The sequence below is a fragment of the Clostridium moutaii genome, assembly GCF_041205085.1.
Lineage (GTDB): Bacteria > Bacillota > Clostridia > Clostridiales > Clostridiaceae > Clostridium_B > Clostridium_B moutaii.
This window is the reverse complement of sequence record NZ_JBGEWD010000004.1, coordinates 207,153-222,403: the sequence shown is the minus strand read 5'-3', so window position 1 is coordinate 222,403 and position 15,251 is coordinate 207,153. Positions and strand designations below refer to the sequence as shown.

Sequence of the window (15,251 nt, the reverse complement as noted above, 5' to 3'; positions counted from 1 at the left end):
TTTTTTTATATCGATTGTGGATTTGATTGGTGGAGGCGAGGGGAATCGAACCCCTGTCCGAAAATGGAAGCATTTGAGCATCTCCGAGTGCAGTCCTTAGTTTAACATTCCCTCTTTCAGACGCCTAAGGACAGGCTTCTGAATTTAGTAGCTTCATAAATTCCGTTCCCAGGTCAAAGCTTTGCTGGACTCGGTACCCCGCTGTCGACGCCAGACACTGGATCGCGGGAATTCCAGGCTGACGGCTAGCAGACTACGCTGCTAAAGCTAAATTTTCGTTATTGTTTGCGTTTAAATTTAATCCCATAGTTTTTTAACGCGGGCCCACAGGTTCCCTCGACTCGCTTCTCAAACACATCTCACCCCCGTCGAAACCAATTGCGCCCCCAAGTTATAAGATGTATTGATTTATGCATACAGCAATAAGCTGATGCAGTATTAAATTATATCATCTAATGTTTAATAAGTCAACTAGTGTGACAGAAGTTGTTGTTAACTTTTGATAATATCACTATTCGGATAGACCATGAAGTTATTAATTTTAAATTTTAATCCTGTGTTTCTATATATTTTTCCCAATAATAAATAAATAATAAGTCAAGGTTTGATATAATTAAATTTAAGGTAGGTGTTTTTGTTGATAGTTGATTCACATATACATATTTTCCATAATACGTTATTCACTAAAAGAGAGTGGAACAATTCTACAATTGATTTTAAAATAAATTGTCTTGACAGGATTTTAAAAACTTATAAAAAAAACGGTGTGCTTGCTTTAAGAGACGGCGGTGATGGAATATTTGCCTCCTGTCTGGCACGGAAGGTTGCAAGAGAAGAAGGAATAATATATAGGAGTCCTATATTCGCAATTTCTAAAAAAGATCATTACGGATTATTTTTAGGAAGATCTGTTTGTGGAATAGATGATTTTAAAAATGAGTTCAATACCTTAAAAGAAAACAAACTGGATCATCTTAAAATCATATTGACAGGAATAGTCAATTTTAATAGATTCGGGGATGTGGGGGATATTGCATTTACATATGATGAGCTGGAATATATGGTGAAAAGCGCAAGAGAATATGGAGTGCCAATAATGGTACATGCTAATGGATGTGAGGGAGTATCTATTGCAATAAAAGCTGGTGTTGATACTATAGAACATGGCTTTCTTATTTCCAATAAGGAGTTGTATGGTATGGCGGAGAAGGGAATAATATGGGTACCTACGCTCTCTCCTCTTGGGAATATACTTGATGCAAAGGATCCAAATTTTAAAAATCAGCTGAATATAATAAAAAAGGTGTACATTATTCAGGTCAAAAACATAATAAAGGCATATGAGATAGGCGTTAAAATTGCTCTTGGAAGTGATGCAGGATCCTATGGAGTAACACATGGCACAGGAATTTTTGATGAAATAAGACATTTTCAACATATCGGATTTGATAAAAATACAGTTTTGAAGATGGACCTTGAAAATGGTTCCAAGGCCCTTGGAGTATGACTATATATTTTTGCAAAAAAACATTTTACGGCTTGTTATATTAAAAATGATGCAAATATGGTAGTTACAAGCAGACCTATTATGACTGGTATCAGGTTTCTCTTGGCAAGTTCAAATGGATTTACTTTACATATGGCTGCAACAGGTATTACGGCCCAAGGTATTACAGTTCCACCTCCAACCCATATGCCTGCTATTTGGCCCATAGCCGTTAATGTAGACACACCACCGCCTAGTGCCGTGGAAAATAATTTGGCAATGGAGCCTACTAGAGGTATTCCTGAAAAGCCGGATCCATCTAGTCCTGTTATGGCGCCTACTGTAGTTAAGGTTCCAGATGCAAGTAGCGGATTGGCAGGTGCAATATTTGAGAAGGCTATGCCTAGATCATTAACTATGCCATGGGAGGATGGAGGCAGTACCTTACCGAATATTTCAGTAAAAGCTGAGTCTCCCAGGTAAAAGAAGGCTGCTATGGGAATGACTATGCCAAATATTTTAAATCCAAATATAAGTCCATCTACAATATGAGTTGTAATTTTCTCCAGGCACCTTTTACCATAGGCTATGATTGAAATCAAGCTTAAAATAAATATGGCAGTTCCGCCTATTAGAGCTGTAGCATCTCCTCCTTGAAGTTTACATGTATACATGATTACTATGTCTAATAAAAATATTAGTATTGTTAAAATAGTCAAGAACTTTCTTAAAAAATTTGGTATAACAATAGTATCTTTTTCTTCCTGTGCAACTATTTCTTCTTTTTGAAAACTCATATCTATATTTCCGTTTTTCATATCTCTTCTCAACATATAAAAAGCTATGACCGTAGTGACTACACCCATTACTACAGTTAAAGGTATACTTGCAGATACAACGCTTGAGACCTTTATTCCTGCTGCATCAGCTGTAAGTTTCGGGGCTGCTTGTATTATAAAATCACTGGACAGGGCTATACCGTGACCAAATAAATTCATAGCTACTGCAGCACCTATAGGCGGGAGACCCACTTTTTTTGCTATAGGCAAAAATAATGCTCCTATAAGGGCCACAGCAGGAGAAGGCCAGAAAAACCAGGATAATGTCATCATTACAATCCCTATAATCCAGTAACACATCCAATAGGATTTCATTATTCTCTTAAAGGGGGATACTAATTCCCTATTTATCCCTACAACCACTAATACATTGCTCATTGCGGTTATTATGGATATTATGAAAATAGTGGGCATGAGCTCCTTGGTTGCATAAACAAGACTGTTGAAAACTCCCATAATGGATTTAGGTATAGAGCTGGTTGCAAGTATTCCCAGTGTAAAAATCCCAATTATACATATAAGTGATATGTCCCGCTTCAATGCCATGGCTATAATTATTATTAAGATAAAGATAATATAAATATAATGTAGGTTCGTTAGTAAAATATTCATATGTGACCTCCGCATAAAATGAGTATATTAATAATTTATGCAGAAGGATTTTTTGAGGTGATAAAAAGTTTTTTAGTGCAAGTTTAGCTGAGAATGGATTATTGCAAAAATAAAAATCATCAAATTAATGGTGATTTTTATTTTAAAATAATTAACCTTTTATAACTGTCAAAAGCATTTTGAATTTTTCACAAGCCAGAAGTGCATGGGGAATGTTGGAAGGCATTACTATGGTTTCACCTTCCTTAAGAGTAAAGGTATTGCTTCCTATTGTTATTTCAGCCTTGCCATCTAGTATTTGAACCATGGCATCTCCTGGGGTTAAATGAGAACTGATGCCTTCATCTTTATCAAGGGAAAATAAGGTGATATTTGCAGTAGGCGTTTGTGCAAGAGTTCTGCTTATGACTTGACCTTCCTCATATGATACCAGATCTTTTAAGTTTATTATCTTGGAGAATTCTATGTTTTTTATTAAACCACTCATATATTTTACCTCCTTATATTTCTTAATTATATTATAAGCCTTTTGTGCATAAGTATATGTATCTTATGTTACTAAATACTTGTACTTTAAAAGTATATTTGATATGGTCTAATTATTAGGGCTTTGAACTGATATGGGGGGATAATTTAATGAAAGACTATTTGAGACTTAAGATAATTTCAAATAGTGGTTAACTTTTTCATCAATAAATTAAATAAACGGCTAAATAAAAATATTAAAGGTGTGGAAACCGAATTTATGGAAAGGTTAGTGGCATATAAGTGGCCTGGAAATGTAAGAGAACTTAGAAATGTTGTAGAAAGGGCCATGAATCTGTTAGTTGCATCCGATACTTTGTATGGGTGTACTTTTGCACTTCTAAGCCATGGGCTTACAAGATTCGGGGTTGACGTAACTTTTGTAGATGCTTCAAATATAGAGGAAATAGAGAAAGCACTGAGGCCAAATACAAAAGTGCTTTATCCTGAAACTCCTGCAAATCCAACTTTAAAAATTAATGATATCAGAAAAATATCTGGTATTGCTCATGGTAATAACAGCGATTGTCTTGTATTTGTCCATAATACATTTTGTACTCCATATCTTCAGAGACCAAAGGAGGAGTTGAAGAAGGCATAACTGTTATGAATAATGTTAAACTTGCAGCTCTTGCAGTAAGTTTAGGAGATGCGGAGACCCTTATTGAACATCCTGCTTCCATGACTCATTTGCCATATACTGCGGAAGAAAGGCATGCTGCTGGTATAAGTGATGGTTTGGTAAGGCTATCTGTGGGACTTGAAAACGTTGAGGATATAATAGCTGATTTAAAACAAGCTCTTAATTTAATAGTAAAATAGCTCATGAATACAGAAAAACAGGCAGAAAAGGATAATTACCCTTTTTTGCCTGTTTTTTTAAAAAATAATTCTATTCAAGAGCATCTATTTTGCTGAATGTTTTTTCCTGGTCTTATTATGGTTTTTTGCCTCTTCAGTAGGGGGTGTATTGCCCTTGCACTTTTTCATTCTGGCTTGTTTATTATCGGGTTGACTGTCTTTTGGCATTTTTTATCACCTCTAAATTAATCCTGCATCTTTGTTTCCGGTTTTAGCTTTACCCTGGATTTCTGATACAGGTTTTTCTTTATTTTTCCCCAACTTAGTTTTTTTATTGCTTTCAGTTCCGTGAGGCTGTTTTGGATCCGGTCTTCTCATACCAGCTTTAGACATTTAAATATCCTCCTTAATTTTAAAAGTAAAAAGTAAAATGTATATTTTATTTTTTACACAATTCAATGCAATATACATGTTTTTGCAATTAAATTCAGTAATAATATTTGAGTAAAATTGAAAAGATATATATGAAATCATAAAAGAGAGGTGAAATATTATGAATAAAAAATTTAGCAAATTGATAAGTATGTTTATCTGTGCAGTATTTTTTATATCATTCATAGGGATTATAGGAATATCCTCAGTACATTCTAAAGAAGTTTTCAATACCCAAAATAGTGAGTCGCATCTTAAGATAGATTCAAAGAAAAAAGCTAAGATGCCTAAGAGATTTAGGAAAACCACAGATAATATAGAAAAGAAAGATGTGAATTTAAAAGGATTAACCTCATTAAATGCTTCAGGAAGTGCACAATTTACAGGCAATAATATAAAGATGATGAAAGAACAAATAGGCAATGTGCCTATAGCTGTAGTTGACTTAAGGCAGGAATCCCATGGATTTATCAATAACCTGGCAGTGAGCTGGGTGGGTGAAGACAGTAATAAGGCTAATAAGGGATTGAGCAGAGATGAAGTCCTAGAAGATGAAAGTAAAAAACTCAAGGACATTGAGTTAAATGAAGAAATCGATGTTGATGGAAAAGAGATAATTCCCACTAAAGTCCAAAGCGAGAAGGAGCTTGTAGAGGAAAATGGCATGAGCTACATCAGGATACCGGTCACGGACAATGAAAGGCCTTCAGATGAGATGGTGGATTATTTTATAAAGGAAGTTAAAAAGATGCCTAAGGATACCTGGTACCATTTTCACTGTAAAGCAGGAATCGGAAGAACCACTACCTTTATGGTCATGTATGACATGATGAAAAATTCAAAAGAAGTCAGTCTAGAAGACATAATGGAAAGACAGGTTTTACTGGGAGGCAAAAATCTTCTTAAACCTTCATATAAACCTGGCAGTTTTTCTTCGGAAAGATCTGAATTCGTAAAGAAATTTTACAAATACACACGAGAAAACAAGGATGATTTTAATACCACCTGGTCTCAATGGATAAAAACCAACAGCAATTAAACAAGGGATTTAGCACTATTATTGGTGCTAAATCCTATTTTAGATTAATGATTTTACATATGAGTTATATTTTTCCTTATGAGCTGCATGAATATATCAGGTGTTACCACTTTTACAGCAGGATTTTTATTTAATTGTTCTATAACTTGATTTATATCTTTCATGTTTTTGCTCCAGGCGTGCACGTATACGAAAGTGTATGCATAAGGTGTGGTTATGTCAGTATATCCACTTTTTACGTATCCGTTTATGTCTTTTACTAGATCCTCGTTTTCTCCTATTTTAGACCAGAGCAAATTTCTGCAGGATACTACAGGTTTGCCATTGCTCCATATTATTTTACCCTTGTAATCATCCTGTCTGCTGTAATTTAAATAAAATATGCCTTGAATATTTGGATAGGCGGTGTATTTGTTCCATAGATCCCTGTTGTAAAAAGACCAGTTGTCTAAAACAGATACGTATTTTTGATCCACATCTTTCATATAACTGTTTAGTCTCTTTAAAAAGGGATTTAGTGAATCCGGTTTGAATTCACTCGGATACATGTATCCATTGCCGGAAGGAGATACAATAAAGTAATCCCTGAAAGTGTCTGAGGAGGCATTTTTATAATACATTTTTAGAACAGTTGGTGCCAATTCATACAATGATGGATTTATACTGAAACCCATGTTGAAATTGCCCCTTTTAGGTGAACCATACCATTTTTTAGAACCGTAATTGCTTCCAAGATTCCACTGCTGATTGTCTCCATCTGACATGATAAAGGTTACATAGTGCATATTTCCTGCACTGAAATTTTCCATAGGATTTGCCGTGCTTTTCTGAATTACAGGAGATGATGGAAAGGCACTTAACACTGTCAAATTGTAGGACCAATCAGCAGGAATGACACTTACCCCATTTCTGGAAGCCGCACTTATATTACCCTGTTCGTCAGGGCCCCATCCAAGGCAGGTGGAGTCTTTATTCATAGATCCAAAAACTTTGTTTCTTAGAGAAAAGTCTTTTGGGTCATCTTCGTAGAATATCAGAGACTTGCTCATTATGCCGTAATCTCTGAGGGGAGCATCTCTATTTGGAGACAGCTCAATTACTGTTGAATGATTTAGTCCAAGATTCCACAGGTTGTTATAAGCCCAGTATTTATCGGTATTTCTACAGTCATACTGCATTTTAATACCAATATTTTTTACTTTGCTTTCTATAGATTTATCTACGACTATTGAATCTTTTAAAGATGCCAGAGAACAGGCATTGTTTATCGAAGGATCTTTTTTGGAAAAATTATCATAGAGTACGTAGCCTTTTACAAAATTCTTGAATTCACCAAGCAGATACCAGGGATCGTTTATCATGCTGTAATTGATACCGTAGTTTTCCTTTAAGTCCTCAAGCCATATTTTATAGTCTGGTTGATTTTTATTCAAAGTATATATCTGAAAATCGGATTTATTTGATATCACTCCCTGCAGTGTGGTTATCATGGTATTTTCAGCAGGACTCAGGTTATTTTGTTGTATTACATAAAGATGTTTTGGCATTTTAGAGTTTTTTATATAGTAGGGATGACTTGAAAAAGCACTTACATCTGTAACAAATAAATTGCTTAAAAAAATCATGATAATTGCTATAATTATATTTTTTGATTTCATATAAAGGCACCTCCTGATTTTAGTATGTGGTTTTTTATATAATTGATTCGTACAAGTATTCTTTATAAAAAATTTTTTTATAAAAAGAAGGAATTTTAAATTATTTATAGAATATAACAAATATAAACACAAATGAACAGACAATATGTTCGGTTTAAACAGGGAGGACAAATGATGTTGCCTGAAGAAAGACGTATTAAAATAGTGGATATCTTAAGAAAAAATGGCAAGGCAGAAGTTCATATATTAGCAGACAAATTGAAGGTATCAAAGATGACAATACGAAGAGATCTGGAAATCCTGGAGGATAAAAGACTTTTGATGAGAACCCATGGTGGTGCGGTGTACAAAGACATCATAAGTTATGAAGTGCCTTATATGGACAAAGAAATCGTAAATAAAAATGAAAAGGAGAGAATAGGCAAAAGGGCGGCAGAATTTCTAAAAGAAGGGCAATCATTGATACTGGATGCAGGAACTACTTGCCTTGAGGTAGCTAAGCATATAAAGGCAATGAAAGATATTACCGTAATTACCAATGATATTAAAATAGTAATGGAATTATTTAAATATACTAATATCAGGTTATTTTGTACAGGAGGTATAGTTCAGGAGAATGTTGGGGCTTTAATTGGAAGACATGCAGAATTATTCATACAATCTTTTAATGTGGATTATGCATTTATAGGAGTTACATCAGTGAATAGCAATTATTCTGTTTCTACACCAACAGCTGAAAAGGCTTACTTAAAAAGATTGATGATCAATAACGCCAATAAATCTGTACTTTTAGCAGATCATAGTAAATTCAATAAAACTTCTTTTTCAAAGGTTTGCAATATAGACGAAGTGAATATTTTGATAAGTGACATAGAATTAAAGGATAATATAAAAAAAGATTTGGAAAGGTTCGAAACAAAATTATATTTTGTTTGATTTAGGGAGGTTTTTACATGCCAAATGTTTTAGTAATAGCTGATGATTTTACAGGTGCAAACGATACAGGAGTGCTGCTAAAAGATGAGGGTGGTTTTGAGGCTGTTTCGTTTTTAAGCTGTAATGATATAGAAAAATTTCATTATGATAAGGATATATTTTGTGTAAATACTGATACCAGAGATAAGAAAAGCCAGTATTCCTATAATTTGATAAGGGACATAACCTGTAAATTTAAGAATAGAGTAAAATTAATCAGTAAAAGAATAGACAGTACCCTTAGAGGAAATGTAGGAAGTGAAATAGATGCTGTACTGGATGAGCTGGGGCCGGAGTATAAGGCAATAGTTGTGGCTTCCTATCCTTCTTCAGGGAGAATATGTTTGGGAGGATACATTCTGGTAAATGGGATACCGCTGGAAAAGACTAATGTTTCCAGTGATGTTAAGACTCCCGTGAAATCATCTAATGTGATAAGTATTATAAAATCTCAAAGCAAAAAATCTATTGGATATATACCACTGGAGGATGTTTTAAAAGGTGCTGAATTTTTGAAAGGAAGAATAGAAAAGGATTCCAGTAAAATAATTGTGATAGATGCGGTGTCCAATGAGGATGTCATGGTTATAGCAGATGCCTGCACATCTTTGAGAGAAAAGGTGGTTTGTGTAGATCCAGGACCTTTTACTTCTTATCTTTCTATAAATAGATTAAAATCAATTAAAGCCACTCCCTACAGATCATTGATGGTTATAGGAAGCATTACAGAACTGACCAGAAAGCAGCTGGAATATTTTAAGGGGCACAGGGAAGTGCTGATTTATAATGTGGATGTGAATAATTTAATAAATGATTTTGAAGATGAACTTAAAAAGGCTTTGGATTACATGCAAAAAGATTATGAAAATTATAAGTACTTATGTATTACCACTTCTTTGATAAAAGCTGAGATAGAGAGTGGGATAAGTTTGGATGTATCCAATATTATATCTGATAGGCTGAATAAAATAGCCAAGGCAATTTTAGATATGAAAGATTTTAATATTAAATTGGTGTATTTGAGTGGAGGTGATACAGCTCAGGGATTTTTAAAAAACATAAATTCCATTGCAATGGAGATAATAGAGGAAATAATCCCTCTTGCAGTTTATGGAAAGATAATAGGGGGTCAATTTCATGGATTACATGTATTGACTAAGGGAGGATTAATCGGAGATGAAACATCTATGGCTTTTATAATGTCCACTATAGAAAAAAATATTGAAAGAGGTAGTAAAGATGAATAAAAAGATTATAGCAATACCAATAGGAGATATAGCAGGAGTTGGACCTGAAATAGTAGTGAAATCTCTTAATAAAAAATTTGTTTATGAAAATACAAAGCCTTTGGTGGTAGGTGAACTGAAGGCCATAAAGAGAGCATTAAAAGTAACAGGTATAGAACTGGAGATCAATGTAATAGATAGTGTTAAAGAGGCGAAATTTGAATTTGGAACTATTGATTTAATAGATTTAAACAATGTGGATTCAGATAAAATAGAGTTTGGTAAAATACAGGCAAAAGCAGGTAAGGCGGCTTTTGAGTTTATAAAAAAATCTGTGGAACTTGCACAAGCTCATGAGGTGGATGCCATAGCCACTACACCTATAAATAAAGAAGCTTTGAAAGCAGCAAATATAAATTATATAGGTCATACTGAAATATTGGCTGGTCTTACAAATACTGATGATCCTATGACTATGTTTCAAGTACGTAATCTCAGGGTATTTTTCTTAACTAGACATGTGTCCCTGGCAAAAGCTGTAGAATCTATAAAAAGGGAAAGAGTATATAAATACATTTTAAAATGTAATGAGGGACTTAACAGATTGGGGTTAAAAGATTCCAGAATTGTAATTGCAGGTTTAAATCCTCATGGTGGAGAACATGGGCTATTTGGATGGGAAGAAGTAGATGAGATAGTACCTGCTGTAGAAGATGCAAAAAAACAGGGAATAAATATATCAGGACCTATAGGAGCTGATTCCGTATTTCATATAGCATTAAACGGTGGTTATGATGCGGTAATATCACTATACCATGATCAAGGCCATATAGCTACCAAGATGGTTGATTTTGAAAGAACAATTTCTGTGACTGTAGGATTACCTTTTATAAGAACATCTGTGGATCATGGTACAGCTTTTGATATTGCAGGAAAGAATATTGTGAGTTCTGTCAGCATGGAAGAGGCAATTAAATTAGCTTATAAATATGCAGAAGTATACAAATAAAAAAAAGGAGTTGTTATAAAAATGGAGTCATCATCAAAAAGGTGGGTCAGAATTATACCAGTGGCATTTGTAATGTATATGACAGCTTACATGGATAGAATCAATGTATCTATGATACTGCCATATATAGATAAGTCATTTAATCTGTCAAGTGCGGATATTGGTATAGCTGCAGGAATATTTTTTGTAGGGTATATGGTATTGCAAATACCGGCCGCAATATTGGCAGATAGATGGAGTGCCAAAAAAGTTGTATTTATACTTATTATGCTTTGGAGTGTAGCGGCTATGTGTACTAGCTTAGTTCAAAGCAAAACACAACTTTTTGTATTGAGATTATTGTTGGGAGTTTTTGAAGGCGGTGTATGGCCATCAGTGTTGGTTCTGCTTGCTAAGTGGTTTCCGTCAGGAGAAAGAGCTCGTGCAAATGCCTTCTGGATGATCAATATGCCATTATCTGCAGTTATCATGGCACCTATTACAGGCTGGTTGTTATCAATAACTAGCTGGCGTATAGTATTTTTAATTGAAGGAATGCTGCCTCTTATATGGGGATTTGTATGGTGGTTTTCAATTGAGGATAGTCCAGCTGTTTCTAAATGGGTATCACCGGAAGAGAGAAAATATGTTGAAGATACAATTGCAAAAGAAAATGAGAATAAACCTAAAGGAGCTGGATATGGCTCGGCTTTTAAAAATCCAACTGTCATCTGGCTGCTGATTGCATATTTCTTCTGGATGTCAGGTTTTTATGGATATACCATGTGGGTCCCAAGTGTTATAAAGGATTTTAAAGGACTTAGTTCTTCTTTGGTTGGACTTATAAGTGCTATACCATTTATTTTTGCAATGATAGCAATGGCATTTAACTCCTCTCTGTCTGATAAAAGAAGGCAAAGAGAAATACATGTTGCCATACCACTTTTGATTGGTGCTTTTGGGCTTATTGGGGGACAGTATTTAGCACATACAGCAGTTACAAAAATGATATTTTTAGTTATATCAGCTATAGGAGTGTATGCACCTTATGGTCCATTCTGGGCAATACCTACAGATATATTGAGACCGGAACTGGCAGCAGCTGCTATGGGGCTAATCAATGCCCTTGGAAATTTGGGAGGTTTTCTCGGACCATATATTGTAGGATGGATTCAGGGGAAATTTGGTGGATACCTGGGTTTCATTGTTTTAGGAATATTTTTAATAATTACAGCTATTGTCTCCATGGGAATTAAGGCCAGCAGAGGTAAGGCATCTGAAGCTAAATAAAAAATTGATATTTTAATAAATATGCTTTTCATAGAAAGGTTTTCAATGTATTATTAATATGTACTTTAATGCACTATTAGTTAAATAATAGGAGGTAATAAAATTGAAAATACTTCTTGCACCAGATTCATTTAAAGGTAGTTTGTCATCAAAAAATGTATGTACTGCACTTAAGGAAGGGATACTTAGAGCAGCACCTAATGCGGAAATAATCGAAGTTCCCATTGCAGATGGAGGAGAAGGAACTGTAGATGCAATTATTACATCTGCAGAAGGTACAGAGTATGCTGAATATGTTACAGGACCGCTGGGAGAAAAGGTGGAAGCCCATTATGGGATTTTAAAAGGTGGTACGGCAATTATAGAAATGGCTTCAGCTTCAGGGTTATATCTTATTCCCGAGGATAAACGCAATCCACTTATAACTACGTCCTTTGGTACTGGCGAGCTTATAAAAAATGCTTTAGATAGAGGATGCAGAAAATTTATAATTGGAATTGGCGGCAGTGCTACAAACGATGGCGGAGCAGGAATGCTTCAGGCTTTAGGTGTAAGATTTTTAGATCAGCATAATAATGAACTTTGCTATGGCGGAGGAAATCTTAATAATCTGGTAAAAATCGATTTGAATAAATTGGATAAAAGAATTTATGAAAGCCAATTCATTGTAGCTTCTGATGTAAATAATCCCTTGTGTGGTGAAAATGGAGCTTCGGCGGTATATGGACCCCAAAAAAATGCCACACCTGAAATGGTTAAGGTGCTGGATGATAATTTAAGGCATTATTCATATATTGTAAAAGATACTTTTAATAAAGATTTATCTGAAACTCCAGGTGCAGGTGCAGCTGGAGGCCTGGGATTTGCACTTATTGTATTTCTAAATGCAGAATTAAAGAATGGAATAGATATTGTAATAGATATTACAAATATGGAGGGTAAAATTAAAAACAGCAATTTAATTATAACAGGAGAGGGAAACACTGACTTTCAAACTTCTTTTGGGAAGGCACCTTCTGGTGTTGCCAAGCTGGCGAAAAAATACAATAAACCTGTAATTATATTGTCTGGTGGTCTTGGGAAAAATTATAAGGACTTATATGACATAGGAGTAACCTCATTGTTCAGCATTGTAGATAGACCTATGTGCCTGGAGGATTCTATGAAATATACACCCGATTTAATTAAGAACAGAATAGAGGATATTATAAGAACCATATTGGCATTTTCTCATTGATTTTTTATGCTTCAGATTTTAAATTTTATTTAAAAAATAAAGGTAAAATCTATTGACAACAAATAGTTTATATTCTATTATATAAAATAAGTTATGCTAGTTTAATTAAATATTTAAAATTCAAAGAAGAGGATTAGTAAGCATAGCATTCTTTTTAAGAGAGGAAACGGCAGGTGGAAGTTTCCAAAAGAATATGTTGAACCTACCTTGGAGTTCTGTACCGAAATAGCAGTAGGATACAGCGGCGATTGCCGTTAAAATTGTAAGTGAAGTGAGTATGTTTTATATTTAAATATATTAATCAGGGTGGTACCACCGAAATATAACCTCGGTCCCTTTTTTGGGGATTAGAGGTTTTTTTATATTTAAAATATTAATAATGAAATATATTCTATAGATTAAGTTAAAGTTTTATTAGTATTGGAGGTAGTTAAATTGGATAAAAAATTAGTAGAACAGATAACATCTAGAAGTGAAGATTTTGCCCAATGGTATACAGATATTGTGAGAAAGGCAGAGTTGGCAGATTATTCAAGTGTAAGAGGATGCATGATAATACGCCCTTATGGCTATGCAATCTGGGAGGGTATTCAGAAATATGTAGATACAAAAATAAAGGAAACAGGGCATGAAAATGTATATATGCCTGTATTTATTCCGGAACATTTATTGGAAAAGGAAAAAGAGCATGTTGAAGGATTTGCTCCAGAGGTGGCCTGGGTAACTGAAGGAGGGAATGAAGAGCTTACAGAAAGATTATGTGTAAGACCAACTTCAGAAACTCTATTTTGCGATCATTTTGCCAAGATTATTCACTCATATAAAGATCTCCCGAAACTATATAATCAATGGTGTTCCGTGGTGAGATGGGAAAAAACCACCAGACCATTTTTGAGAACAGCAGAATTTTTATGGCAGGAGGGGCATACAATACATGCCACTAAGGAAGAAGCCGAGGAAGAAACTAGATATATATTGAATTTGTATTCTGAATTGTGTAAAGATGTCTTGGCCATGCCGGTAATTCAAGGTAAAAAAACCGAAAGTGAAAAATTTGCAGGTGCTGTAGACACTTATACTATTGAAAGCCTGATGCATGATGGGAAAGCTCTCCAGGCGGGAACATCCCATTATCTTGGTGAAAATTTTGCCAAGGCATTTGGAATCCAATATTCTGACAAGGAGGGTAAACAGCAGTATGTGCATTATACTACCTGGGCTGTAACAACAAGATTGATCGGAGCGATAATAATGGTACATGGAGATGATAATGGCATGGTAATGCCGCCTAGAATAGCTCCAATACAAGTCATCATAGTACCTATAGCACAGCATAAAGATGGAGTGCTTGAAAAAGCAAATGAATTAAAGAATATACTGTCAAAGTCCTTAAGGGTGAAAATTGATGACAGCGACAAGACACCAGGCTGGAAATTTAGCGAGTATGAAATGAAGGGTGTCCCTGTTAGACTTGAGGTAGGACCAAAAGATATTGAAAAAAATCAGGTGGTACTTGCAAGAAGAGATACGGGAGAAAAGACAGTGGTGTCCATGGATAATTTAGAAAATGAAGTAACTGGTCTTCTGGATAAAATCCACAATGCAATGTTTGAGAAAGCAAAATCCTTTAGGGACAATAATACCCATGATGCCCTGAACATGGAGGAATTTAAAAATATAGAGGAAAATAAGACTGGTTTTGTCAGGGCAATGTGGTGCGGAGATAGTAAATGCGAGGAAAAAATTAGAGAGGTTACGGGAGCAACTTCAAGGTGTATTCCATTTGATCAGGAACACATTTCAGATACTTGTGTATGCTGTGGGAAGAAAGCTGATAAATTGGTTTATTGGGGCAGAGCATATTAAATCTATATAATAGTGAATTAAGAATGATGTGGAAATAGTGATTTTCGCATCATTCTTTTATTTCAGTGAGTGAAAATATGATTTGAATATCAATGTTGATTATGATTAAAAATGCTGTCGAAATTATTATGAGTAAATGATTTTGAGGGCATTTTTGTGTACAATATATTGACTGACTCATTGGTTAAAAATAACTTTAAAAATATTTTGTAAATACTATTAGGAAAAGGGACATTTATTGTTATAATATAAGTAGAACTATAAGCTGAAATAAAGT

The 15,251-nt window shown here is 34.5% G+C and carries 13 protein-coding genes, 1 other RNA gene, 2 pseudogenes and 1 other annotated feature; of the genes and pseudogenes, 10 read left to right on the top strand and 6 right to left on the bottom strand.

All coding sequences use genetic code 11. The annotated features are described in order from the left end of the window. Window positions 1-27: 27 nt before the first annotated feature. Window positions 28-388, bottom strand: a transfer-messenger RNA (tmRNA) gene (ssrA, locus tag AB8U03_RS06505). Window positions 389-628: 240 nt separating this feature from the next. Here ssrA and AB8U03_RS06500 point away from each other — a divergent pair. Further along, window positions 629-1,507, top strand: coding sequence for an amidohydrolase family protein (locus tag AB8U03_RS06500; protein WP_369703731.1), 879 nt, complete (start codon window positions 629-631; stop codon window positions 1,505-1,507). Window positions 1,508-1,542: 35 nt separating this feature from the next. Here AB8U03_RS06500 and AB8U03_RS06495 read toward each other — a convergent pair whose 3' ends face one another. Continuing rightward, on the bottom strand, window positions 1,543-2,937 hold the full coding sequence (locus tag AB8U03_RS06495; RefSeq protein ID WP_369703730.1) for a hypothetical protein: 1,395 nt from the start codon (window positions 2,935-2,937) through the stop codon (window positions 1,543-1,545). Window positions 2,938-3,088: 151 nt separating this feature from the next. Then, on the bottom strand, window positions 3,089-3,424 hold the full coding sequence (locus AB8U03_RS06490; protein WP_369703729.1) for a cupin domain-containing protein: 336 nt from the start codon (window positions 3,422-3,424) through the stop codon (window positions 3,089-3,091). A 186-nt stretch (window positions 3,425-3,610) separates the two neighbouring features. On the opposite strand from AB8U03_RS06490, the pseudogene AB8U03_RS18075 reads away from it, so the two are divergent. Both AB8U03_RS18075 and AB8U03_RS06485 read left to right on the top strand, forming a co-directional pair. Then, window positions 3,611-3,703 (top strand): annotated as a pseudogene (locus tag AB8U03_RS18075) (hypothetical protein); the annotation flags it as partial. A 57-nt stretch (window positions 3,704-3,760) separates the two neighbouring features. Continuing rightward, a pseudogene (locus AB8U03_RS06485) lies at window positions 3,761-4,284 on the top strand (PLP-dependent transferase); the annotation flags it as partial. 84 nt (window positions 4,285-4,368) lie between these two features. Here the strand turns inward: AB8U03_RS06485 and AB8U03_RS06480 are convergent. Continuing rightward, complete coding sequence (locus AB8U03_RS06480; protein WP_369703728.1) at window positions 4,369-4,491, bottom strand: hypothetical protein; 123 nt, start codon at window positions 4,489-4,491, stop codon at window positions 4,369-4,371. 12 nt (window positions 4,492-4,503) lie between these two features. Beyond that, window positions 4,504-4,656 (bottom strand): hypothetical protein, encoded by a 153-nt coding sequence (locus AB8U03_RS06475; protein WP_369703727.1) that lies wholly within the window; start codon window positions 4,654-4,656, stop codon window positions 4,504-4,506. A gap of 160 nt (window positions 4,657-4,816) precedes the next feature. Here AB8U03_RS06475 and AB8U03_RS06470 point away from each other — a divergent pair, with 160 nt between their 5' ends. Next, a complete protein-coding gene (locus AB8U03_RS06470; protein ID WP_369703726.1) occupies window positions 4,817-5,734 on the top strand; it encodes a fused DSP-PTPase phosphatase/NAD kinase-like protein in 918 nt (305 codons plus the stop codon). Between the two features lie 53 nt (window positions 5,735-5,787). On the opposite strand, the gene AB8U03_RS06465 is transcribed toward AB8U03_RS06470, so the two are convergent. Then, a complete protein-coding gene (locus AB8U03_RS06465; protein ID WP_369703725.1) occupies window positions 5,788-7,392 on the bottom strand; it encodes a GxGYxYP domain-containing protein in 1,605 nt (534 codons plus the stop codon). Window positions 7,393-7,563: 171 nt separating this feature from the next. Between AB8U03_RS06465 and AB8U03_RS06460 the strand changes: the two genes are divergently transcribed. The 6 genes from AB8U03_RS06460 to proS all read left to right on the top strand — a co-directional run bounded on the left by AB8U03_RS06460 (window position 7,564) and on the right by proS (window position 14,974). After that, window positions 7,564-8,328, top strand: a complete 765-nt coding sequence (locus AB8U03_RS06460) for a DeoR/GlpR family DNA-binding transcription regulator (RefSeq protein ID WP_369703724.1) — start codon at window positions 7,564-7,566, stop codon at window positions 8,326-8,328. 17 nt (window positions 8,329-8,345) lie between these two features. Further along, a complete protein-coding gene (locus AB8U03_RS06455; RefSeq protein WP_369703723.1) occupies window positions 8,346-9,614 on the top strand; it encodes a four-carbon acid sugar kinase family protein in 1,269 nt (422 codons plus the stop codon). Next, window positions 9,607-10,602: a 4-hydroxythreonine-4-phosphate dehydrogenase PdxA gene (gene pdxA, locus AB8U03_RS06450; RefSeq protein ID WP_369703722.1), complete on the top strand. Its 996-nt coding sequence runs from the start codon at window positions 9,607-9,609 to the stop codon at window positions 10,600-10,602. Before AB8U03_RS06455 ends, pdxA begins: the two co-directional genes overlap by 8 nt. A 21-nt stretch (window positions 10,603-10,623) precedes the next feature. After that, window positions 10,624-11,871, top strand: a complete 1,248-nt coding sequence (locus AB8U03_RS06445; protein ID WP_369703721.1) for an MFS transporter — start codon at window positions 10,624-10,626, stop codon at window positions 11,869-11,871. 103 nt (window positions 11,872-11,974) lie between these two features. Further along, window positions 11,975-13,108: a glycerate kinase family protein gene (locus AB8U03_RS06440; RefSeq protein ID WP_369703720.1), complete on the top strand. Its 1,134-nt coding sequence runs from the start codon at window positions 11,975-11,977 to the stop codon at window positions 13,106-13,108. 114 nt (window positions 13,109-13,222) lie between these two features. After that, window positions 13,223-13,448, top strand: a binding site (T-box leader). A 95-nt stretch (window positions 13,449-13,543) separates the two neighbouring features. Next, window positions 13,544-14,974: a proline--tRNA ligase gene (gene proS / locus AB8U03_RS06435; RefSeq protein WP_369703719.1), complete on the top strand. Its 1,431-nt coding sequence runs from the start codon at window positions 13,544-13,546 to the stop codon at window positions 14,972-14,974. Window positions 14,975-15,251: the final 277 nt, after the last annotated feature.

What these genes read in the sequence shown, in the direction of transcription:
- AB8U03_RS06495 (WP_369703730.1), bottom strand. Translation starts at nt 2,937, where the DNA reads ATGAATATTTTACTAACGAACCTACATTATATTTATATTATCTTTATC.
- AB8U03_RS06445 (WP_369703721.1), top strand. Translation starts at nt 10,624, where the DNA reads ATGGAGTCATCATCAAAAAGGTGGGTCAGAATTATACCAGTGGCATTT.
- AB8U03_RS06490 (WP_369703729.1), bottom strand. Translation starts at nt 3,424, where the DNA reads ATGAGTGGTTTAATAAAAAACATAGAATTCTCCAAGATAATAAACTTA.
- AB8U03_RS06460 (WP_369703724.1), top strand. Translation starts at nt 7,564, where the DNA reads ATGATGTTGCCTGAAGAAAGACGTATTAAAATAGTGGATATCTTAAGA.
- AB8U03_RS06465 (WP_369703725.1), bottom strand. Translation starts at nt 7,392, where the DNA reads ATGAAATCAAAAAATATAATTATAGCAATTATCATGATTTTTTTAAGC.
- AB8U03_RS06470 (WP_369703726.1), top strand. Translation starts at nt 4,817, where the DNA reads ATGAATAAAAAATTTAGCAAATTGATAAGTATGTTTATCTGTGCAGTA.
- AB8U03_RS06475 (WP_369703727.1), bottom strand. Translation starts at nt 4,656, where the DNA reads ATGTCTAAAGCTGGTATGAGAAGACCGGATCCAAAACAGCCTCACGGA.
- AB8U03_RS06455 (WP_369703723.1), top strand. Translation starts at nt 8,346, where the DNA reads ATGCCAAATGTTTTAGTAATAGCTGATGATTTTACAGGTGCAAACGAT.
- pdxA (WP_369703722.1), top strand. Translation starts at nt 9,607, where the DNA reads ATGAATAAAAAGATTATAGCAATACCAATAGGAGATATAGCAGGAGTT.
- AB8U03_RS06480 (WP_369703728.1), bottom strand. Translation starts at nt 4,491, where the DNA reads ATGCCAAAAGACAGTCAACCCGATAATAAACAAGCCAGAATGAAAAAG.